The following is a 21,187-nucleotide window of genomic DNA, read 5'->3' as shown; positions in this document are numbered from 1 at the left end:
GGCGGAACAATGGGGCGCCGATACCCTAACGCACCAGGTCAGAGGGGCGAAAAGGGCCTTGGACGGCGCGGCTGCCCCGGAACTGCGGACGGTGCGGGCCCGCGCGGCCCCGGCAGTTGACCCTGACGCAGGGGCAACCTCCCAGCATGGTCGGCATGACGACGAGAACCCATGCGATCGAGGTCACGGGAGTGCGCAAGTCGTACGGTGACCACACGGTGGTCGCCGAAGTCGACCTGACCGTCCCCACCGGCACCGTCTACGCCCTGCTCGGACCCAACGGGGCCGGCAAGACCACGACAGTCCGGATCCTGTCCACCTTGCTGCCCGCGGACGCCGGTGAGGCCCGGGTCGCCGGGTACGACACACGCCGCGAGGCAGACCGGGTGCGGGCGTCGATCGGTGTGACCGGGCAGTTCTCCTCCGTGGACGGGTTGCTGACCGGGCGGGAGAACCTGCGGCTGATGGCCGACCTCGGCCATCTCGACCGGCGCCGCGCGAAGGATGTGACGGAGCGGTTGCTGGAGCGGTTCCGCCTGGCCGATGCCGCCGACCGACGTGCGGCCACGTACTCCGGCGGCATGAAGCGGCGCCTTGACCTGGCCATGACCCTCGTCGGCGGGCCACGGCTGATCTTCCTCGACGAACCGACCACCAGCCTCGACCCGCGCAGCCGCCGCGACCTGTGGGACATCGTGCGGGAGTTGGTGGCCGACGGGGTGACCGTCTTCCTCACCACCCAGTACCTGGAGGAGGCCGACCAGCTCGCCGACCGGATCGGCGTCCTCGACGGGGGCCGACTGGTCGCCGAGGGCACCGCGGCCGAGCTGAAGCGGCTGGTCCCCGGCGGCCATGTCGAGCTGCACGCCGCCGACGGCGCACGTCTTGCCGAGCTGGCGCACCGGTTCCCCGGGGCGGACATGAACGCCGCGGCACTCACCCTGACCCTGCCGCACGACGGCAGCCTCACCACGCTGCGAAGGCTGTTGGCCGGGATCGACGACGACGCGGTCACCGGGCTCGCCGTGCACACCCCGGACCTGGACGACGTGTTCCTGGCCCTCACCGACCGCTCCACCGTCGAGGGCTCTCCCGAGGAGGTACCGGCATGAACACCGCGACGTACGCCGTCCGCGACTCGGCGACCATGCTGCGCCGCAACCTGAAACACATGGCCCGGTACCCGTCGCAGACGCTGATGCTGATCGGCCTGCCGCTGCTGTTCCTGTTGCTGTTCGTCTACGTCTTCGGCGCCACCATGGGCGCCGGTCTGTCCGGGGCTCCGGCGGGCGACCGCGGCGACTACCTGGTGTTCATCACTCCCGGGATCCTGGTGATGGCGGTGGCGAGCGTGTCCGTCAGCACCGCGGTCTCGGTCGCCACCGACATGACGGGCGGGATCATCGACCGGTTCCGGACCATGGCCATCGCCAAAGTCTCGGTGCTCACCGGCCATGTGCTGGGCGCGATGGTCCAGACGGCGCTGGCCCTCGCGGCGGTCTTCGGTGTGGCGTTTCCGCTCGGTCTGGAGAGCGCCGCATCCCCGGCGCAGTGGCTGGGCCTGATCGGCCTGCTCGCGCTGCTGTCGTTCGCCATGACCTGGTTCACCGTGGCACTGGGGCTGGTCAGCCCGAATCCGGAGGCCGCGAGCAACTGGCCGATGATCTTCATCATGCTGCCGTTCGTGGGCAGCGGGTTCGTGCCGGTCGAGTCGATGCCGACCGGGCTGCGGTGGTTCGCCGAGTACCAGCCGTTCACGCCGGTCATGAACGCTTTCCGCGCTCTGCTTGCCGGGGCGCCCGACGGTTCGGACGTGCTCCGGGCCATCGGCTGGTGCGCGGTGATCGGGCTGACCGGCTACTTCTGGTCGCGGCGGCTCTACCGGACCCGGGGCGCGCACTAGAGGAGCCGGAGGACCGGACGATCGGAGGACCGGAGGACCGGAGGACCGGACGATTCGTTGGAGACTTGATTCATGCTGACCATCGGCGAACTGGCGTCGTGCACCGGAGTGACGGTGCGCGCGGTGCGGCACTACCACTCCAAGGGGCTGCTGCCGGAGCCGGAACGGGACCACTCCGGCTACCGGAGGTACGGCGCGGGCGCCGTGGTCGAGTTGCTCAAGATCCGGACCCTCGCCGAGGCCGGGGTCCCCCTGGCCCGCGTGCGGGAGCTGCTGTGGGCCGACGAGGAGGAGTTCGCCGCGGCGGTCGCCGACATCGACAAGCGGCTGCGGGCGGAGATCCGGGAGCGGCAGCGCCACCGCGAGCGGATCGCCCGCCTCACCGCCGGGGAGAGCCTGGCGCTGCCCGGGGAGGTGGTCGAGTACCTCGACCGGCTGCGGGCGCTCGGGGTCGACGAACGGATCGTCCGGGTCGAGCGCGACGGCTGGATCCCGCTGGCCGCGCGTTCACCCGAGCGGGTCCCGGAGTGGATGGCCCGCAAACGGGAACAGCTCGCCGACCCGCAGGTCGTCGACTTCTACCTCACCTTGAGCGCGGCTCTCGACCACGCCGAGGACGACCCGAGACTGGTCGCGCTGGCCGACAGGCTGGCCGCCTACATCTCCCGGGTGGCCGAGGAGCAGGGCGATCTCTACGTCGACGACACCGGCATCGAGCCACGGTTCGCCCAGCTCCTCGACACCTATGTGTTCGCCACCCTGCCGGCGGCCCGTCGGCTGATCGAGCTGCTGACGGAACGGGGCTGGACCGGCTGGAGCATGCTGGAGCGGGTGGACCCGGCACGGGCACGGGGTGCGGCCACACGGTAGGTCGAGGACCCCGGCGAGCGGAACCCCTACTGGCGCGCCCCGTACACCGGCTGGGGCGTCTCCGCGTCCGCGAGGAGTTTTCGGGCCGTCTCCCCCGCCTCCGCCGGGGTCCAGCGGGCGCCCTTGTCGGCCGCCGGGCCCGGCCGCCAGCCCTCCATGACCGTGATGCGGCCCGCCTCCGCCTCGAAGACCCGGCCCGTGACTCCGGCGGAGGCGGTGGAGCCGAGCCAGACCACGAGCGGGGAGACGTTCTCCGGGGCCATCGCGTCGAAACCGCCGTCCTCGGGAGCAGCCATGGTGTCGGCGAAGGTCTGCTCGGTCATACGGGTGCGGGCGGCGGGTGCGATGGCGTTCACCCGTACTCCGTAGGCGCCCAGTTCGGCGGCGGCCACCATCGTCAAGCCGAGGATTCCGGCCTTTGCGGCGCTGTAGTTTCCCTGCCCCACGCTGCCCGAAAGCCCCGCTCCGGAGCTGGTGTTGACCACGCAGGCGTGCGGGGCACGACCCGCCTTCGCCTCGGCCCGCCAGTGCGCGCCCGCGTGCTTGAGGGGGAGGAAGTGCCCCTTGAGGTGGACGCGCAGCACGGCGTCCCAGTCGTCCTCGTCGAGGTTGACGAGCATCCGGTCGCGCAGGAAGCCCGCGTTGTTGACGAGGGTGTCGAGGCGGCCGTACGTGTCGAGGGCGGCCCGCACCAGTGAGGCGGCGCCCTCGGACGTGGCGATGTCACCGCCGTGCGCGACGGCTTCGCCGCCCGCCGCCCGGATCTCCGCCACGACGGTGTGGGCGGGGCCGCCGGACTCCCCCGAACCGTCGGGCCCCACGCCGAGGTCGTTGACGACGACCCGGGCGCCTTCGGCGGCGTACGCGCGCGCGTGCGCCCGGCCGAGCCCGCGGCCCGCACCGGTGACGATCACGACGCGGCCCTCACAGAGCCGGGACTTGGTAGCTGACGTCATGACGGAACTCCTCGGGTGTGGTCAGTGGCTCGGGTGTGGTCAGTGGCTCGGATGCGTGCCGTGGTTGGCGGTCGCCGCCGCGAGGAAGGCAGGGCGTTCCCCGCCGCCGTGCAGCCGGAGCGCGGCCCCGCTGATGTACCGGGCGCGGTCGGAGGCGAGGAACACGCAGGCGTCGCCGACGTCGGAGGGGTCGGCCAGGCGGCCCAGCGGGACGGTGCGGGCCACCCGGTCGATGCCTTCCTCGTCGCCGTAGTGGAGTGCGGCGCTCTCGGTGCGGGCGAGGCCGAGGACGACCGTGTTGACGCGGACGTCCGGGGCCCACTCGACCGCCATGGTCCCCGCGAGGTTCTCCAGGCCTGCCTTCGCGGCGCCGTACGCACCGCTGCCGGGCGAGGGCCGGGTCCCGCTGACACTTCCGATCATCGTGATACTGCCACCGGCCTCCTGGCCGCGCATCACCTCCCGGGCGGCGAGCGAGGCGTACAGCGGCGCGAGGAGGTTGAGTTCGACGATCCTGGCCTGGCGGGCCGGGGAGGTTTCGGCGAGCAGCCCGAACGGCGTGCCCCCGGCGTTGTTGACCACGGCGTCCACCGATCCGTGGTCCGCGGCCACTTGGCCGAAGAAGGTACGGGCCGCGTCCGCGTCGCGCAGGTCGAGGGGCCTGAACTCGGCGGCGGTTCCCGCCGCTTCGACGGGTTCGTCCGGCGGCCTGCGGGCGCAGACGACGACCCGCGCCCCAGTGGCCAGGAAGCTCCGGGCGATACCGGCGCCGACGCCGCGGGTACCGCCGGTGACGACGACCACCTGTCGTGTGTCAGTCATCGCTGCTACCTTTCCAACTAACAAATGTTTGGTTGAAGGCGTGTGGTCGAAAGGTAGCGGATCCTCTGATGTCTGTCTCCACCTCCGCCCCCGAGAAGGGCGTGGCCGTCGTCACCGTCGACTATCCGCCCGTCAACGCCGTGCCCGTCCGGGGCTGGTACGAGCTGGCGGAGGCGGTGCGCGCCGCCGGGCGCGCCCCCGAGAACCGCTGCGTCGTCCTGACCGCCGAGGGCCGCGGGTTCAACGCGGGCGTGGATATCAAGGAGCTGCGGCACGACACCGGCCACACCGCACTGATCGGCGCCAACCGCGGGTGCTACGAAGCGTTTTCCGCGGTGTACGAGTGCGAGGTCCCCGTCGTGGCTGCCGTCCACGGCTTCTGCCTGGGCGGGGGGATAGGCCTCGTGGGGAACGCGGACGCGATCGTGGCGAGTGAGGATGCCACCTTCGGCCTGCCCGAGCTGGACCGGGGGGCGCTCGGCGCGGCCACGCACCTGGCCCGTCTCGTGCCGCAGCATCTGATGCGCGCCCTGTACTACACCTCGCGGACCGCGGCCGCCGCCGAGCTGCATGCGCACGGCTCCGTGTGGCGGGTCGTCCCGCGCGCGGAACTGTTCGATGCGGCGCTGGAGTTGGCGCGGGAGATAGCCCGCAAGGACGGCACGCTGCTGCGCTTCGCCAAGGCCGCGATCAACGGCATCGACCCGGTCGACGTGCACCGCAGCTACCGCTTCGAGCAGGGCTTCACCTTCGAGGCGAACCTCAGCGGCCTGGCCGACCGCATCCGTGAGGACTTCGGCACGCAAGGGGAGGGCGGGTCATGAGCGACAGGACCGGCGGTGGGGCGGACGGCGCCACCGGCAGCGGGAGCCACAAGAGGATGACGCCCGACGAGATCGTGGGGCGCCTGGCGAGCGGGATGACGCTCGGCATCGGCGGCTGGGGATCGCGCCGCAAGCCGATGGCGCTGGTGCGCGCACTGCTGCGCTCCGACGTCACGGACCTGACCGTCGTCTCGTACGGCGGCCCGGACGTCGGGCTGCTCGCCGCGGCCGGCCGGATCCGCAAGCTCGTCACCGCCTTCACGACGCTCGACTCGATCCCCCTGGAGCCGCACTTCCGCGCGGCGCGCGAACGCGGCGCCTTCGAACTCGTCGAGCTGGACGAGGCGATGTTCATGCAGGGCCTCACCGCGGGCGCCCAGCGGCTGCCGTTCCTGCCGATCCGCGCGGGGCTCGGCTCCGACGTCCTGCGGGTCAACCCCAACCTGCGGACGGTCACTTCACCGTACGAGGACGGGGAGGAGCTCGTCGCCGTGCCCGCGCTGCGCATGGACGCGGCCCTGGTGCACATGAACCGCGCCGACCACCTCGGCAACGGCCAGTACCTGGGCCCCGACCCCTACTTCGACGACCTGTTCTGCGAGGCCGCCGACACCGCGTACGTCTCGTGCGAGCGCGTCGTCGACCCGGGCGAGCTCACGGCGCACGCCGCGCCCCAGACCATGCTGATCTCCCGGCACTCGGTGACGGGCGTGACCGAGACGCCCCAGGGGGCCCACTTCACGTCCTGCGTGCCCGACTACGGCCGCGACGAGCCCTTCCAGAAGGAGTACGCCACCGCGGCGGCCGACCCGCGGGCCTGGGCCGCGTTCCGCGGCCGCTTCCTCGCCGGCAGCGAACGGGACTACCACCTGGCTGTCCAGGCCTGGCACAAGGAGCAGCGATGACCTCGACCGCCGAGCGGGCCGTCACCCGTGCCGAGTACTGCGTGATCGCCTGCGCGGAGGCCTGGCGGGGCGACGGCGAGGTGCTCGCCTCGCCCATGGGCACGGTCCCGTCGGTCGCGGCCCGCCTCGCCAAGCTGACGTTCTCCCCCGACCTGCTGCTCACCGACGGCGAGGCCCTGCTCATCGGCGACGTCCCCGCGGTCGGATCCGCGTCGGCGGTGACCGAGGGATGGCTCCCGTACCGCAGGCACCTGACGATGGTCATGGGTGGCAAGCGGCACGTGATGATGGGCGCGAGCCAGATCGACCGGTTCGGGAACCAGAACATCTCCTGCATCGGCGACTGGTCGCGGCCCAGCCGTCAGCTTCTCGGAGTGCGCGGGGGGCCGGTCAACACGCTCAACAACCCGGTCAGCTACTGGATCCCGAGACATTCGCCGCGGGTCTTCGTCGAGAAGGTCGACATGATCAGCGGGGTGGGGTACGACAGCGCGGCGGCGGCCGGGCCCTCCGCGACCCGCTTCCACGAGCTGCGCCGGGTCGTCTCCGACCTGGGCGTCTTCGATTTCCGGACGCCCGATCACGCCATGCGCCTGGTGTCCCTGCACCCGGGCGTCACCCTCGGCCGGCTGCGCGAGGCCACCGGGTTCGCGCCGGTCGTGGAGGACGACGACGTCCCGTACACCCGTGAGCCCACCGCCGAGGAGCTGCGGCTGATCCGGGACGTGGTGGACCCGCGCAGCCTGCGCGAGCGCGAGGTGCGGCCGTGACGACGCGGGAGCCGCCGCCCGCGCCGCCCGCTCTGCGGACGCCGCTGACCAGGCTGGTCGGCGTCCGGCATCCGGTCGTGCAGACCGGGATGGGCTGGGTGGCGGGGCCCCGTCTGGTCACCGCGACGGCCGAGGCCGGGGCGCTCGGCATCCTCGCCTCCGCCACGATGACGGTCGGGCAGCTGCGCGCGGCCGTCCGCGAGGTCAAGTCCCGCACAACCGCGCCGTTCGGGGTCAATCTGCGGGCCGACGCGGGCGACGCGCGGGACCGTGTCCGGGTCATCGTCGAGGAAGGCGTGCGGGTCGCGTCCTTCGCGCTGGCCCCGTCCAGGGAGCTGATCGCGGAGCTGAAGGACGCGGGCGTGGTGGTCATTCCCTCGATCGGTGCGCGCCGGCACGCCGAGAAGGTCGCCGCGTGGGGCGCGGACGCGGTGATCGTGCAGGGCGGCGAGGGCGGCGGGCACACCGGCGAGGTCGCCACGACCGTGCTGCTGCCGCAGGTCGTCGACGCCGTGGACATCCCGGTCGTCGCGGCGGGCGGCTTCTACGACGGCCGCGGCCTGGTCGCCGCCCTGGCCTACGGCGCGGCGGGCGTGGCCATGGGCACCCGCTTCCTGCTCACCTCGGACTCGACCGTGCCGGACGCCGTCAAGGCCCGCTATCTGGCCGCCTCCGTCAAGGACGTCACGGTCACCACGCGCGTGGACGGCCTCCCGCACCGGATGCTGCGGACCGAACTGGTGGCGGCCCTGGAGAGATCGGGCCGCGTCTCGTCGCTGGCCCGTGCGGTGCGGCACGCCGCGGCGTTCCGGAAGGTCTCCGGCATGGGGTGGCGCCGGATGGCCCGCGACGGGCTCGCGATGCGGCACGGCAAGGAGCTGACGTGGAGCCAGGTCCTGCTCGCCGCGAACACGCCCATGATGCTCAAGTCCGCGATGGTGGACGGCCGTCCGGAGACCGGGGTGATGGCCTCGGGGCAGATCGCCGGACTGATCGAGGACCTGCCGTCGTGCGCGGAGCTGGTGGAGCGGGTGATGACCGAGGCGGAGGAGGTCATGGCCCGGTTGCGGCCGGACCGCTGACGTCCCCGGCCCCCGGCCCCTGCCCTCGGACCCCGCGGGTCAGCGCCGGGCCAGCGGCAAGTGGTCCAGTGCCCGCTCGGCGAGACCGTCCGCACCACACGTACGCGCCAGGGCCAGCCCGCGCTCCAGCTCGAGCGCGGAGTCCGCGGCGATGCCGTACTCGACGCGGGCGACGGCGTGTTCGTACGCGCAGGGCGAGGCCTCCAGATAGGTGACGGCTCTGCGGTACAGCGCGATGGCGCGCGGTCCCGTCTCCAGGGCCGCCGCGCACCGCAGGGCCTCACCGATCGCCGTGTCCGTCCCGAACCGCTCCGCCTGCATACGGGCGTCGGAGACCAGGTGCGCCGCCCGCCTGGGATCCTCGTGCGCCAGAGCCCTGGCGAGGTCGTATGCCCAGGGTGCGAGGACGGTGTTGTACTGGCCGCGCGCGGTCAACGCCTTCGCGGTGGCCTCCAGTTCGTTGAGGCCGTCCTTCGTACGTCCGAGTGCCAGCAGCAGTCGGCCGCGGACGGAGGGCGCGTCGGGGACGTAGATGGTGGATGCGGAGGGTGGCGCGAAGCCGTACCGCTCGGCGATGGCGCCCGCTTCCTCGACGTGCCCGCGCGCCAGGAGGGTGTCGATGAGCATGCTCGCCGCCTCCCAGTGCATCGGCAGGCCCTCGCCGACCCGGTCGGCGAGGCGCAGGCTCTCGCGCAGCGACCGCTCGGCGTCCGTCAGCCGCCCGCGCCTTCGGTACACATAGCCGAGGAAGGCGTGCGAGAGGGCGAGGTGCCCGCCGCTCCAGCCCGCGGTCTCATAGGCCCGCACGGCCTCCGTGAACAGGCTCTCCGCGCGGTCGAGCCGGTCCGAGAAGGCGTACGAACCGCCGAGCATCAGGCGGAGCTCGAAGCTCCACTCCGTGTCGGTCCAGCCGAGGCCGGGTGCGAGGCGGCCGTTGACGAGGGCGCGGTCGCAGAGCTCGACGACCAGTTCGGCACTCTCGCCGCGGGTCATGGCGTCGAACGCGCGCAGGATCAGCAGGGCGCGCTCGGCGTTGTCGCGGCCGGTGAGGGGGCCCGCGAGCTCGGCGAGCCGCCGCGAGCGGCCGGGCGAGTCCTCCTCGCCCGCGTGGATGCCTTCCCACATGTAGCGCACGGCTTGCAGGCGCAGCCGTGCGGGCCCCTCCTCCAGCCGGGCCGCCTCCTCGGCGATGGCCCGCAGGCCTTCCTCCAGCTGGTCGTTGTGGACGAGGGCCTGGGAGAGGCGGCAGACCGCGTCGACGCGCAGCTCCTGGGCGAGACCGGGGGTGGAGAGCGCCTCGCGCAGGTGGCGGATGGTGGTGACGGGCGAGGTGAGGAGGGTGGCGCAGCCCAGTTCGTAGAGCACGCGGGCGTGGATCTCGGGCAGCGGCGGCTCTTTCAGGGCGCGCTCCAGGCACCGGCGGGCCGCGTCGGGCGCGCCGACGGCGAGGTGTTCGGCGGCGGCCTCGCGCAACTGCTCCACCAGGTCGGGGTCGTCGTCCGGGTGGACCTCCAAGAGATGCCGGGAGGCGGCCGCGGCGCCGAGGCCGGAGTGGGTGATGACGGAGGCGGCCTGGCCGTGCATGGCGGTCTGGGTGGCCGCGGGGATGGAGTCGTAGACCGTGGTGGCGATCAGCGGATGGACGAATTCCAGGCCCTCGTCGCCGTCGACCAGGATGCGCGCCGTGCACAGCCGCTCCGCGCACCGCTCGGCGGATTCGAGTGTCATTCCGGCGAGCGAGGCGGCGAGTTCGGTGGAGATGGAGCTGCCGAGGATGGCGGCGGCCCAGGCGAAGCGGGTGGCGTCGGTGCCGAGGCCTTCGAGGCGGGCGACGAGGCCGCGGCCGCGGGCCGTGCGGTTGAGGGCGCGCAGTTCGTCGGCGGAGCTCTCGACCGGTTCGAGCTCGCTGTCCTGCACCTTGGCGAGGAGCTCGACGGATTCGTACGGATTGCCGCCGGTGACCGCCCAGACCTCGCGGCAGAACGGGGCGTCGGCGTGCTCGCCTAGCGTGGCGCGGGTCAGGCCCGCGGCGGCGTCCGGGGTGAGGGCGCGCAGGGTGGTGAACGAGCGGGCCTTGGCGGCGACGGCTGCCAGGTGGCGGGCGCTGTCGCCCTTGGCCTCGCCGGGCCTGCGGGCGACCACGACGAGTACGGGCAGTTCGTCCAGGCGCTGGGCGAAGGTGGCGAGCCAGTGCAGCGTTTCCTGGTCGGCCCAGTGCACGTCGTCGATGAGGAGGACGAGCGGCCAGTACAGCCTGGTGAGCCGGGAGACCGCTTCGACGAGGCCGTCACAGACGCCTTGCGGATCGGGCTGGCGCCCGCCGGGCTCGGCTATCCCGAGGGCGGGCCCCGCGATGTCGTAGCAGTCGCCGAAGTACTCGCGGGCCTGGTCGGGGGCGAGGTGGACGAGTGCGGGCTGCAGGAGTTGACGTACGACGTTGAAGGGGACGGAGGTGACCGCCTCTCCGCCGCGGGCGCTCCAGACCGTGGCACGGCCGTCGGCGATGCGGCGCACCTCGGCCAGCAGAGCCGTCTTGCCGATGCCCGCCTCACCGCTGAAGACGATGAGGCCGCCCATGGTGGTCGCGTCGGCGCACAGCTCCTCGACGGCCCGGGTCGCCGCGGCGAGTTCGACATCGCGCTCCCACAGCGGGGCCCAGGCTGCGGCCCCTCCGGGCCGTCCCTGCGTCATCGCGCTACCTCCCGGGGTCGCTCAATCGACGTACAGAAGTCGAGACTAGCCGGGTCGGAGCCGCGATGGAGCGCGGTCGGCGCAGGTACTCCCGCAAGGGGTGAGGAAGAGTCCGCTTCCGCATTCCGCATTCCGCTTCCGGGGCGGCCGGGCATATGACACAGGCTCTCAGAGCCGTTCGATGATCGTCACGTTGGCCTGGCCGCCGCCCTCGCACATCGTCTGGAGTCCGAACCGGCCGCCGGTGCGCTCCAGTTCGTGCAGGAGGGTCGTCATCAGCCGCACACCGGTGGCGCCGAGAGGGTGACCGAGGGCGATCGCGCCGCCGTTGACGTTGACCTTCGCGGGGTCGGCGCCGGTCTCCTTCAGCCAGGCGAGGACGACCGGCGCGAACGCTTCGTTGATCTCGACGAGGTCGATGTCCCCGATGCTCATGCCGGTCTTCTTGAGGGCGTACGCGGTGGCGGGGATCGGCGCGGAGAGCATCCGGATGGGGTCCTCGCCGCGCACGGAGAGGTGGTGGATGCGGGCGCGGGGCGTCAACCCGTGCTCCCGCACGGCCCGTTCGCTCGCGATGAGCATTGCCGCCGCGCCGTCGGAGACCTGCGAGGAGCAGGCGGCGGTGATCGTGCCGTCGTCGAGGACGGGCCGCAGGCCCGCCATCTTCTCCAGGGTGGTGTCGCGCCGCGGGCCCTCGTCGGTGGTGACTTCCCCATGGGCGACGAGTTCGCGGTCGAAGCGGCCCTCGTCGATGGCGCGAACCGCCCGCCGGTGCGAGCGCAGGGCGTACTCCTCCATGTCGCGGCGGGATATCCCCCACTTCCCGGCGATCAGCTGGGCGCCGTGGAACTGGTTGACGGGCCGGTCGCCGTAGCGCGAGCGCCAGCCCTCGCTGCCCGCGTAGGGGCCCTCGGTCAGACCGAGGGGCTCGGCGGCCTGCCGGGAGGCGAAGGCGATGGGGATCATCGACATGTTCTGGGTGCCGCCCGCGACGACGAGGTCCTGGGTGCCGGACAGCACGCCCTGCGCCGCGAAGTGCACGGCCTGCTGCGACGACCCGCACTGCCGGTCGATGGTGACGCCGGGGACCTCTTCGGGGAACCCGGCCGCCAGCCAGCTGGTGCGGGCGATGTCGCCGGCCTGCGGCCCGACGGTGTCCAGGCAGCCGAGGACGACGTCCTCGACGGCGGCGGGGTCGACGCCGGCGCGCTCGACGAGCGCCTTGAGGACATGGGCGCCCAGGTCGGCGGGGTGGACCTCGCTGAGGCCCCCCTTGCGCCTGCCGACGGGGGTGCGGACCGCTTCGACGATGTAGGCCTCGGCCATGACGGTGTACTCCTCAATCTCCTCGGTCGGGCGGCGCCGCGGGAGGAGGCGCCGCTCACTTGCGTAGCGAGATGCCGTCCAGGACCATCGACAGGTACTGACGGGCGATCTCCTCGGGGCTGTGGCCTCCGCCGGGGCGGTACCAGGACGCGGCGACCCAGACGGTGTCGCGCACGAAGCGGTAGGCGAGCCGGATGTCCAGGTCGTCGCGGAAGACGCCTTCCGCGACGCCGCGCTCCAGCGTCGTCAGCCAGGCCTTCTCGAAGCGCTGCTGCGAGTCCGACAGGTACTGGAAGCGCTGCTGTGCGACCAGGTGCCTGGACTCCTTCTGGTAGATCGCGACGGCGGCGCGGTGCCGGTCGATCTCCCGGAAGGACTCGGTGACGAGCGCTTCGAGCGTTTCGCGGGAGCCGAGCCGGGCCTGGAGCACGGTGTCGTACCCGTCCCACAGCTCGGTGAGGAAGGTGCGGAGGATCTCTTCGAGCATCGACTCCTTGGAATCGAAGTGGTAGTAGAGGCTGCCGGCGAGCATGCCCGCGGCGTCGGCGATCTTGCGGACGGTGGTCGCGTTGTACCCCTGCTCGGCGAAGACGTCGGCGGCGATGGCGAGGAGTTCACGGCGCCGCTCGGGCGAGGGGCTCACCGGGGCCTTCTTCTTGCTGGTCTGCTGTTTCGGATTCGGCACACGGTCATTCTCCGCCCAAGCGCTTCGCCGGATTCACCGTCGGGTCCCGCGAGCCGGCACGGGCCGGGCCCTAGGCGTGCTGGCTGCTGACCGAGACCGTCTCCCCCGTCATGTACGAGGAGTAGCCGCTGGCCAGGAAGACGATGACGTTGGCTATCTCCCACGGCTCGGCATGCCGCCCGAACGCCTCGCGTGCGGTGAGCTCTTCGAGGAGCTCCGGCGAGGTGACCCTGGCGAGGTGGGGGTGCATGGCGAGGCTGGGCGAGACCGCGTTGACCCGGATGGCGTGCGGGGCGGCCTCGACGGCGGCACAGCGGGTGAGGGCCATGACCCCGGCCTTGGCCGCCGCGTAGTGCGCCTGGCCCGCCTGGGCACGCCAGCCGAGCACCGACGCGTTGTTCACGAGTACGCCGCCCCGCCCGGCGGCCCGCATGCGGCGCAGGGCGGCGCGGGTGGAGCGGAAGGTGCCGTTCAGCGTGACGTCGATGACCTTGTCCCACTGCTCGTCGGTCATCTCGGCGAGTTCGGCGGTCCCCCCGAGCCCGGCGTTGTTCACCACGATGTCGAGGGGTCCGTGGTGCCGCTCCGCGAGGTCGAACAGCGCCTCGATCTGCGCCGCGTCGGTGACGTCGCACGGCATGCCGTCGACCCGGTCGGCGCCGAACTCCGCCGCGAGCGCCGCCACCGACTCCTTGGTGCGCCGCGCGTGTGCGTCGCCGATGACGATCCGCGCGCCCTCTTCGAGAAAGCGGCGCGCGGTGGCGCCGCCGATGCCCGCCCCGGCGGCCGCCGTGATCACGGCCGTGCGGCCCGCGAGCAGGTGGTGCGCGGGCACGTAGGCGGGTGCGTCCATGGTCTTTCCCCAGTTCCGGATTCGGGCTCTCGACTCACTGACCGCCTTCAGGGTAATCTACCAAACACTTGTTAGGGAAGAGTGCGAAGCGTTCCCGGCCGCGATCGCGGAACCGCATCCCGGATTCGAAGAGGTGGGCCACTGATGGACCTCGACTTCACCGCCGAGGAAGGCGAGTTCAGGCAGCGGGCGCGCGCCTGGCTGGCCGCGCACGTACCGGCCGCGCCGCTCCCCTCCCTGGAGACCGGGGAGGGCTTCGCCGCCCACCGCGAGTGGGAGCGCACACTCGCGGCCGACCGCTGGTCGGTGGTGTCCTGGCCGCACGAGTACGGCGGACAGGGCGTCGACATCGTCAAGTGGCTGGTGTTCGAGGAGGAGTACTACGCGGCGGGCGCGCCGGGCCGGGTCTCGCAGAACGGCATCAGTCTCCTCGCGCCGACCCTGTTCGACTTCGGCACCGAGGAGCAGCGCGCGCGGGTGCTGCCGCCCATGGCGAGGGGCGAGGTGATCTGGGCGCAGGCCTGGTCGGAGCCGGAGTCGGGCTCCGACCTCGCGTCGCTGCGCTCCACCGCCCGGCGCACGGACGGCGGTTGGCTGGTCAGCGGGCAGAAGACGTGGTCGTCGCGGGCCGCGTTCGCCGACCGCGCGTTCGGCCTGTTCCGCAGCGAGCCGCACGGGAACGGCGCGGACCGTGCGGCCAAGCCGCACCGGGGCCTGACATATCTGATGTTCCCGCTCGACGCGGACGGGGTGACGGTCCGTCCCGTCGGGCGCCTGGACGGCAAGCCCGCCTTCGCCGAGCTCTTCCTCGACGACGTGTTCGTGCCGGACGAGGACGTGATCGGCGAGCCGGGCCAGGGCTGGCGGATCGCCATGTCCACCACGGGCAACGAACGCGGCCTGACGCTCCGCTCCCCCGGCCGCTTCCTCGCCGCGGCGGACCGGCTGGCCGGACTGTGGCAGGCGCACGCGGACCCGGCCGACACGGCGCTGCGCGACCGGGTCGCCGACGCCGTCATCGGGGCCCGCGCCTATGAGTTGTTCACCTGGGCCAACGCGTCGCGATTCCTGGCCGGGCAGACGATCGGCGCCGAGTCGAGTCTCAACAAGGTGTTCTGGTCGGAGTACGACATCGCCGTGCACGAGACGGCGCTCGACCTGCTCGGCCCGGACGGCGAACTGACCGACGCGCCGCCGGTGGACGGCCCCGGCTGGGCCGAGGGGTACCTCTTCTCGCTGGCCGGCCCCATCTACGCCGGTACCAACGAGATCCAGCGCGACATCATCGCCGAGCGGCTGCTCGGCCTGCCGAAGGGACGCCGCTGATGAGGTTCCTCCTCGACGACGAGCAGCGGGAGTTCGCGCACTCCCTGGACGCGATGCTGACGGCGGCGGACACCGTGACGGCCACGCGCGCGTGGGGAGCGGGCGATCACGCGCCGGGGCGGGCGGTGTGGGTACGGCTCGCGGACGCGGGGGTCTTCGCGCTGCCGGTTCCCGAGGAGTACGAGGGTGTGGGGCCGCGGCCGGTGGCGACGGCCGTTGCGTTCGTCGAGTTGGGGCGGCACGCCGTGCCGGGGCCGGCCGTCGAGACGGTGGCGGCGGCCGCGCTCCTCGCACACCTCGCCGACGAGGGTGAGCCGGAACCGGCCAAACGCCTGCTGCCCTTCCTTGCCTCCGGCGCGGTGAGCGCGACGCTGACGCTGCCCGACGGGGGCCCGCACGCCCTGGACGCGGACGCGGCGGACCTGATCCTGGCCGTGACCGACGACGCCCTGCGGCTCGCCCCCGGGCACGCGCGCGTGCGCCGGTCCCTGGACCCGGCGCGGCGCCTCGCCGCGCCGCTGCCCGGCGGGGAGTTGCTCGCCTCGGGGCCCGCCCTGAAGACGGCCGCGCGGCACGCGGCACGCTGGGCGGCGCTCGCCACGGCAGCGCAGTCACTCGGCGTGGGCCTGGCGCTGCTCGACAGGACCGTGGCGTACGTGAAGCAGCGCACGCAGTTCGGGGCGCCGATCGGGTCGTTCCAGGCGGTCAAGCACCGGCTCGCGGATGTTCTGGTGGGCCTGGAGTTCGCCCGGCCGCTGCTGTTCGGCGCCGCGACGACCATGGCCCCCCGCGATGTCGCGGCCGCCAAGGTGACGACGGGCGAGGCCGCGTACGCGGCGGCCCGCGCGGCGCTCCAACTGCACGGAGCGATCGGGTACACGGCGGAGTTCGATCTGTCGCTGTGGCTCACCAAGGCGCGGGCGCTGCGGAGCGCCTGGGGGGACCCGGGGGTGTGGCGCGGGCGGGCCCTCGCGGCGTACGGGCAGCGGTCCGTCTTCCCGGAACACGAGCCGTCCGCGGCCCGCGAGGTGCGATGATCAAACGCATTCGGTGAGCCGACCGGGAAGGAGGCCCCACGTGCGCGTGATCGGGCTCATGTCAGGGACCTCGTACGACGCCATCGACGCGGCAGCCGCCGATCTGTCCCTGGACGGCGACCGTCTGACGCTCACTCCTCTCGGCCTGATCAGCCGCGGCTACGACGAGGGGCTGCGCGCCGACCTGGCCGCGGCGCTGCCGCCCGCGGCCACCACCCTCGCCGAGGTCTGCCGTCTGGACACCCGGATCGGCCGGGCCTTCGCCGCCGCCGCGGTCGAGGCCGACCGCGAGCTGTGCGACGGACGGGCCGAGCTGGTCGCCTCGCACGGGCAGACCGTCTACCACTGGGTGGCGGACGGGCAGGTGCACGGCACGCTGCAGATCGGGCAGCCCGCCTGGATCGCCGAGGCGACCGGCCTGCCGGTGGTCGCCGACTTCCGGCCCCGTGACATCGCGGCGGGTGGCCAGGGCGCGCCCCTGGTCAGCCTGGTGGACCGGATGTGGCTGCGCGGCAGGCCCGGCTCCCCGGCCGCCCTCAACCTCGGCGGCATCGCCAACATCACCGCCGCCGACGGCACCGCCTTCGACACCGGCCCCGCCAACGCCCTGATCGACGCCGCGGTGCACGAGGCGACGGGCGGGCGCCTCGCCTACGACCTGGACGGCGAGCTCGCCGCACGCGGCACGGTCGACGAGGAACTCCTCTCCCGGCTCCTTGCCGAGCCCTACTACGCACGTCCCGCGCCCAAGACGACGGGCAAGGAGCTCTTCCATCTGCCCTACCTGCGCGAGGCGTTGAAGGGGTACGAGGCCCTGCCGCCGGAGGACGTCGTCGCCACGCTCACCCGCCTCACCGCCCGCACGGTCGCCGACGCCGCCCGCACCGTCGGAGCCTGCGAGGTCGTCGCCTCCGGGGGCGGGACGCGCAACCCGGCCCTGATGGCCGCCCTGCGCGCGGAGTTGGGCAGGGGGATTTCGGTGCGCACCTCCGACGAGCTCGGTCTGCCCTCCGCGGCGAAGGAGGCGTACGCCTTCGCCGTCCTCGGCTTCCTGACCCTGCACGGGCTGCCGGGCACGGTCTCGGCCAGTACCGGAGCGCGGCACGCGAGCGTGCTGGGCTCGATCACACCGGGGCGCCCGGGAACGCCGTGGCCGAAGACGGTGGCAAGGAGCGAGGGACCGGTGCGGCTCGTCGTCAACGGGCGGGGGGACAAGGGCCGGTAGGGCGAGAACACGAGCCGATGGAGCAGGGGGCAGGGCCGACACGGCGGCTCCACACAAGAAGTGGCCCCTCTCATCCGCCTTTCACGCGGTGCTCCTACGCTGGCGGTCATGACCCAGATGACTCCCCCAGGCTGGTACCCCGACCCCGGCCAGATCGCCGGCGGTCCTCCCACCGAGCGCTGGTGGGACGGGAACGTGTGGACGGACCAGGTGCGGGCGGCCGCGGGCACCACGGCGTACCCGACGCAGCCGGCCTTCCCGGCGTACCCCGGGCAGCCTCCCGCCCCACGGCGGCGGCTGCGCATGGCGATAGCCACCGGCGTGGTGATCGTCGTCCTCGCGGGGATAGTCGGGGGCGTGTACGCCCTGACCTCCGACGACGACGGGGACGGCGGCGGCACCGCGGTCAAGGAGCCGTCGGCCGGCGCGCCGCGGGGGCCGGGGGCGTCCGAGTCGCCCCGCGCGCCGAAATCGCCGGGTGCGCCCGACGACCGGGCGCCGCAGGAGGACCCGGGTTTCGTGAGCGACCTGGTGAACGGCATCAGGATCCCCGTGCCGGACGGCTGGCGGGGTGGGAGCACCAAGGACGGCGCAGGGGTGCAGACCAACCCGATCCCGTGCCCCGGGAACACCGCGGAGCAGTGCACGCGCGGCAGCGCGTTCTCGCAGTCGGCCGAGCAGCTGAAGATCGACGCCACGACGCCCGAGGCGGCGGCCAAGGCGGACATCGGGAAGAACGCCGAGACCGGGTACGGCGGCAAGACCTACGGCAGGATCACCTCGCACAAGGTGCTGGCGTCCGAGGCGGTCACCGTGGCGGGCCGGAAGGGCTACCGCGTCCGGTGGAAAGCCGTCACGCAGAAGAGCGACGACGGGTACGTCGAGTCGCTCGCCTTCCCGTCGCCCGCCGACAAGTCGAAGATCGTCATCGTCCGCGTGGGCATCGACGTCAACGACAAGGCGCCGTCGCAGTCCGCCATGGACAAGATCGCCGCGGGGATCAAGGCCGGTCCGGTCGGCGGCGGCGGGGCCGGCAAGAACGTATAGCCGCGCGGCTACCCGCCCAGCGGGCCGGGCGGGGTTCCTCGCCGCTCAGGAGGAACCCCGTCCGGCCCGGGGGGTGCGCGCCGCCCCCGTCCCCACGGTGCGGCGCGGGCGGGCCCGGGTCGTCATCCAGCAGACCCGGGCCCACGATCAGGTGAGGCCCAGTGCGGGGAGCACACAGGCCTCGACGAAGCGGGTCAGATACTCCCCGTCGGCGTACACGCCCTCCAGGATGGGCCGGGCCCGCAGCACGCCGAACATCTGCACCGAGAGGAACTCCACCGCCGGGTGGCCCTCGGGGATCTCGCCGCGCTCGACGCCGCGCCGGATGATCTCGGCGACGGCCTGGAGTTCCGGCTCGACCAGCGTCTCGCGCAGCGCCCGCTGCAGTTCCTCGTCCTGGAGGACCGCGTGGCTGAGCGCCTGGACCAGCATCATGTCCCGGCCCGACTGCTCGCCCGCGGCGCGGGCCGCCTCCCGCAGGTCCCCGGCGAGGCTCCCGGTGTCGATGCCGGCGAAACGCACACAGCGGTTGGCGCGCAGCGCGGCGGCCACGAACTGGGGCTTGGTCTTCCACTGGCGGTAGAGCGTGGACTTGCTGCAACGGGTGCGGGCGGCCACGCCCTCCATGGTCAGCGAGTCGTAGCCGCACTCTCGGAGCTGGTCGAGGACGGCCTCGTAGAACTCCTGCTCACGCTCCGGCGTGATCTTCGAGCGGCTCGACGTCGACGTCATGGCTCTTCTCCTCGGTACGGCGGCCGATCGGCTCGATCGGCACCTTTCGAAACGCGAGTGTACCGGTACGCCTCCGTATCGGTACACTGGCGTATCGATGAGTGGGGCGATCCTCCGCTCAAGCACCGCACCACCCAGTCGTCACGTAAAGGGGCCGGGGGATGGAATCCCGAACCGAGCCTGCCGAACGGGAGCCGGACATAGAGGTCCGGGAGCCGGGCGCAACCGCCGTCCGGAAGCCGGACACATCTGCCCGACCGCCCCTCGTCCGCGAGCTCCTCCTCGTCGTAGGACTTTTCCTCGTCTACAAATTCGGCAGGCAGCTCGCCAACGGTCACACCGGCGAGGCCTTCCACAACGCGCACCGCGTGTGGGACGCCGAGCGCACCCTGCGCCTGCCGGGCGAAGGCGTCGTACAGCACGCCCTGCTCAGCAGCGAGTCGCTGATCCACGTCGCGAACACCTACTACGCGACCGTGCACTTCCCGGCGACGCTGCTCTTCCTGGTCTGGCTGTACCTGCGCCGCCCGCGGCACTACGTCTGGACGCGGCGGGTGCTCGCCGCGCTGACCGCCGCCGCGCTCGTCCTGCACCTCGGCTTCCCGCTCGCGCCGCCCCGGATGCTCGACGTGGCGCACCTCATGGACACCGCGCAGGTCTACGGGCCTTCGGTGTACGCCGCCAAACCCGCGACCGACACCATGGCGAACCAGTTCGCGGCCATGCCGTCCCTGCACTTCGGCTGGGCGCTGATGCTCGCCGTCGGCATGATCGTCGCCACCTCGACGCGGTGGCGCTGGCTGTGGCTGCTGCATCCGCTGCTGACCCTGCTCGTGGTGGTCGGCACCGCCAACCACTACTGGCTCGACGCCCTCGCGGCGACCGCTCTGCTCGGCATCGCGCTCGCGGTGATCCGGCTGCCGAAGGCGGGCCGCTCGCGGGTCGTGCGCCGCTCGGCACCGGCCCGGACGCGGACACCGGCACCAGCACCAGCACCCGAGCCCACGCCCGCACTCACAGCCACAGCCACAGCCACAGCCACATTGACACCCACACCGGCACCGGCGCCCGCACCGGAACTGATCACCTCGGGAGCCCGCCGATGAGCGCCACGCTTCTCGCCGTCGTACTCTCCCTCGTCTCGGCGGCCGCGTACGCCGCCGCGGCGGTCGCCCAGGAGCGGCTGGCCTCCCGTGTCGCCGAGGGCGAGAGCGGCGCCCTGCGGATGCTCGGCAGCGGCACCTGGTGGTCCTCGGTCGGGCTCAACGCGTCCGCGGCGCTGCTGCACGTGGCGGCCCTGAAGTACGGGCCGCTCACGCTGGTCCAGCCGCTCGGCGCGCTCACCCTGGTCGCGGCCGTGCCACTCGGCGCCCGGCTCGCGGGCCGCCGGGTCACGCGCCTGGAGTGGCGCGGCACGGGTCTCACCCTCATCGGCCTCGGCGCACTGCTCCTGACCGCGTCGGGGCCCGCGCCCGAGGACAGCCTGACGGTGCCCGAGGCGCTGACCGTCGCGGCGGCGACCATGGCGGTCATCGGGTTCCTCTCCCGGCCGGGCACCCGCCCCGGGCTGCGGCACGCGACCGCGTCCGGCTTCGCGTCGGGTGTCGCGTCGGCGCTCACCCAAACCCTGACGGTCGCCGTCACCGACCGCTCGGGACCGCTGCTCAGCCCGCAGGTGATCGTCGTGGCGCTCCTGGTGGCGGCGCTCGCCGCGGGCGGCCTGCTGCTCTCGCAGACCGCCTACCGCGGCGGCCTCGGCGCACCGCTCGCCGTGGTGACCCTGTCCAACCCGCTGGCGGCCTCGGTCATCGGCGTGGCGCTGCTCGGCGAGCGGCTCCAGGGCGGGGCCGGCGGCGTCGCCCTCGCGGTGGCGGGCGCCGGAGTGGCGGCGTACGGAGTGATCGTGCTCACCCGTTCGCCCCGGTCCGTCACCGGCGGTGCCGCGGTGGAGTCCCTGCTGTCCATCCCCGACCAGCCCGGGTCGCCCGAGGGGGCGCGACCGGCCCCGTCCGGCCTGCAGAGCGTGTGAGACGGACGGACAGACAGACGGAAACAGACAGACGGACAGACGGAAACGGCGCCGGTCGCCCCTGACGAAGGGGGCGGCCGGCGCCGTTGTCATACGAGAAGGCG

At 72.9% G+C, this 21,187-nt stretch carries 20 protein-coding genes; 13 read left to right on the top strand and 7 right to left on the bottom strand.

Annotated features, from left to right (window positions below):
- Nucleotides 1-155: 155 nt before the first annotated feature.
- The 3 genes from AC07DI_RS04305 (at nucleotide 156) to AC07DI_RS04295 (ending at nucleotide 2,773) form a co-directional block, all read left to right on the top strand.
- Entirely contained in the window at nucleotides 156-1,112 is a 957-nt protein-coding gene (locus AC07DI_RS04305) for an ABC transporter ATP-binding protein (RefSeq protein ID WP_478902077.1), read from the top strand.
- On the top strand, nucleotides 1,109-1,903 hold the full coding sequence (locus tag AC07DI_RS04300; RefSeq protein WP_478902075.1) for an ABC transporter permease: 795 nt from the start codon (nucleotides 1,109-1,111) through the stop codon (nucleotides 1,901-1,903). The genes AC07DI_RS04305 and AC07DI_RS04300 overlap by 4 nt, the downstream gene beginning before the upstream one ends.
- 72 nt (nucleotides 1,904-1,975) lie before the next feature.
- Nucleotides 1,976-2,773 carry a MerR family transcriptional regulator gene (locus tag AC07DI_RS04295; protein WP_478902073.1) on the top strand — a complete coding sequence of 266 codons (798 nt, stop codon included), beginning with the start codon at nucleotides 1,976-1,978 and terminating at the stop codon, nucleotides 2,771-2,773.
- Nucleotides 2,774-2,799: 26 nt separating this feature from the next.
- Here AC07DI_RS04295 and AC07DI_RS04290 read toward each other — a convergent pair whose 3' ends face one another.
- Entirely contained in the window at nucleotides 2,800-3,729 is a 930-nt protein-coding gene (locus AC07DI_RS04290) for an SDR family oxidoreductase (protein WP_478902071.1), read from the bottom strand.
- A 39-nt stretch (nucleotides 3,730-3,768) separates the two neighbouring features.
- Entirely contained in the window at nucleotides 3,769-4,551 is a 783-nt protein-coding gene (locus AC07DI_RS04285; protein WP_478902069.1) for an SDR family oxidoreductase, read from the bottom strand.
- A gap of 68 nt (nucleotides 4,552-4,619) precedes the next feature.
- On the opposite strand from AC07DI_RS04285, the gene AC07DI_RS04280 reads away from it, so the two are divergent.
- From AC07DI_RS04280 to AC07DI_RS04265, 4 genes are read left to right on the top strand one after another with little or no spacing between them, the layout of a single operon-like run.
- Complete coding sequence (locus tag AC07DI_RS04280) at nucleotides 4,620-5,375, top strand: enoyl-CoA hydratase family protein (RefSeq protein WP_478902067.1); 756 nt, start codon at nucleotides 4,620-4,622, stop codon at nucleotides 5,373-5,375.
- Nucleotides 5,372-6,280 (top strand): CoA transferase subunit A, encoded by a 909-nt coding sequence (locus tag AC07DI_RS04275; RefSeq protein ID WP_478902065.1) that lies wholly within the window; start codon nucleotides 5,372-5,374, stop codon nucleotides 6,278-6,280. Before AC07DI_RS04280 ends, AC07DI_RS04275 begins: the two co-directional genes overlap by 4 nt.
- Nucleotides 6,277-7,050, top strand: a complete 774-nt coding sequence (locus tag AC07DI_RS04270; RefSeq protein WP_478902064.1) for a CoA-transferase subunit beta — start codon at nucleotides 6,277-6,279, stop codon at nucleotides 7,048-7,050. The genes AC07DI_RS04275 and AC07DI_RS04270 overlap by 4 nt, the downstream gene beginning before the upstream one ends.
- A gap of 32 nt (nucleotides 7,051-7,082) precedes the next feature.
- A complete protein-coding gene (locus AC07DI_RS04265; RefSeq protein WP_478902286.1) occupies nucleotides 7,083-8,132 on the top strand; it encodes an NAD(P)H-dependent flavin oxidoreductase in 1,050 nt (349 codons plus the stop codon).
- A 39-nt stretch (nucleotides 8,133-8,171) separates the two neighbouring features.
- Here AC07DI_RS04265 and AC07DI_RS04260 read toward each other — a convergent pair whose 3' ends face one another.
- From AC07DI_RS04260 to AC07DI_RS04245, 4 genes are all read right to left on the bottom strand, one after another.
- The gene (locus AC07DI_RS04260; RefSeq protein ID WP_478902063.1) at nucleotides 8,172-10,823 is read right to left on the bottom strand and encodes an ATP-binding protein; all 2,652 of its coding nucleotides are present in this window, start codon (nucleotides 10,821-10,823) and stop codon (nucleotides 8,172-8,174) included.
- 168 nt (nucleotides 10,824-10,991) lie between these two features.
- Nucleotides 10,992-12,149, bottom strand: coding sequence for an acetyl-CoA C-acetyltransferase (locus tag AC07DI_RS04255; RefSeq protein ID WP_384247665.1), 1,158 nt, complete (start codon nucleotides 12,147-12,149; stop codon nucleotides 10,992-10,994).
- A gap of 55 nt (nucleotides 12,150-12,204) precedes the next feature.
- A complete protein-coding gene (locus tag AC07DI_RS04250) occupies nucleotides 12,205-12,834 on the bottom strand; it encodes a TetR/AcrR family transcriptional regulator (RefSeq protein ID WP_478902062.1) in 630 nt (209 codons plus the stop codon).
- A gap of 70 nt (nucleotides 12,835-12,904) precedes the next feature.
- The gene (locus AC07DI_RS04245) at nucleotides 12,905-13,687 is read right to left on the bottom strand and encodes an SDR family oxidoreductase (protein ID WP_478902061.1); all 783 of its coding nucleotides are present in this window, start codon (nucleotides 13,685-13,687) and stop codon (nucleotides 12,905-12,907) included.
- A 144-nt stretch (nucleotides 13,688-13,831) separates the two neighbouring features.
- Between AC07DI_RS04245 and AC07DI_RS04240 the strand changes: the two genes are divergently transcribed.
- The 4 genes from AC07DI_RS04240 to AC07DI_RS04225 all read left to right on the top strand — a co-directional run bounded on the left by AC07DI_RS04240 (nucleotide 13,832) and on the right by AC07DI_RS04225 (nucleotide 18,322).
- Nucleotides 13,832-15,013, top strand: a complete 1,182-nt coding sequence (locus tag AC07DI_RS04240; protein WP_478902060.1) for an acyl-CoA dehydrogenase family protein — start codon at nucleotides 13,832-13,834, stop codon at nucleotides 15,011-15,013.
- Nucleotides 15,013-16,050, top strand: coding sequence for an acyl-CoA dehydrogenase family protein (locus tag AC07DI_RS04235; RefSeq protein ID WP_478902059.1), 1,038 nt, complete (start codon nucleotides 15,013-15,015; stop codon nucleotides 16,048-16,050). Before AC07DI_RS04240 ends, AC07DI_RS04235 begins: the two co-directional genes overlap by 1 nt.
- 40 nt (nucleotides 16,051-16,090) lie before the next feature.
- Nucleotides 16,091-17,275 carry an anhydro-N-acetylmuramic acid kinase gene (locus tag AC07DI_RS04230; RefSeq protein WP_478902057.1) on the top strand — a complete coding sequence of 395 codons (1,185 nt, stop codon included), beginning with the start codon at nucleotides 16,091-16,093 and terminating at the stop codon, nucleotides 17,273-17,275.
- 108 nt (nucleotides 17,276-17,383) lie between these two features.
- A complete protein-coding gene (locus AC07DI_RS04225; RefSeq protein ID WP_478902056.1) occupies nucleotides 17,384-18,322 on the top strand; it encodes a DUF2510 domain-containing protein in 939 nt (312 codons plus the stop codon).
- Between the two features lie 147 nt (nucleotides 18,323-18,469).
- Here the strand turns inward: AC07DI_RS04225 and AC07DI_RS04220 are convergent, their stop codons facing one another.
- Nucleotides 18,470-19,054 (bottom strand): TetR/AcrR family transcriptional regulator, encoded by a 585-nt coding sequence (locus tag AC07DI_RS04220; protein WP_384247675.1) that lies wholly within the window; start codon nucleotides 19,052-19,054, stop codon nucleotides 18,470-18,472.
- Nucleotides 19,055-19,215: 161 nt separating this feature from the next.
- Here AC07DI_RS04220 and AC07DI_RS04215 point away from each other — a divergent pair, with 161 nt between their 5' ends.
- Both AC07DI_RS04215 and AC07DI_RS04210 read left to right on the top strand, forming a co-directional pair.
- A complete protein-coding gene (locus tag AC07DI_RS04215; RefSeq protein ID WP_478902055.1) occupies nucleotides 19,216-20,160 on the top strand; it encodes a phosphatase PAP2 family protein in 945 nt (314 codons plus the stop codon).
- Nucleotides 20,157-21,083, top strand: a complete 927-nt coding sequence (locus AC07DI_RS04210; protein WP_478902053.1) for a DMT family transporter — start codon at nucleotides 20,157-20,159, stop codon at nucleotides 21,081-21,083. Before AC07DI_RS04215 ends, AC07DI_RS04210 begins: the two co-directional genes overlap by 4 nt.
- The last annotated feature ends 104 nt before the right edge of the window (nucleotides 21,084-21,187 follow it).

This window comes from Streptomyces sp. NPDC044106 (genome assembly GCF_056433985.1).
The sequence above is the reverse complement of the archived record's forward strand: the minus strand, read 5'-3'. Positions and strand labels throughout refer to the sequence as shown.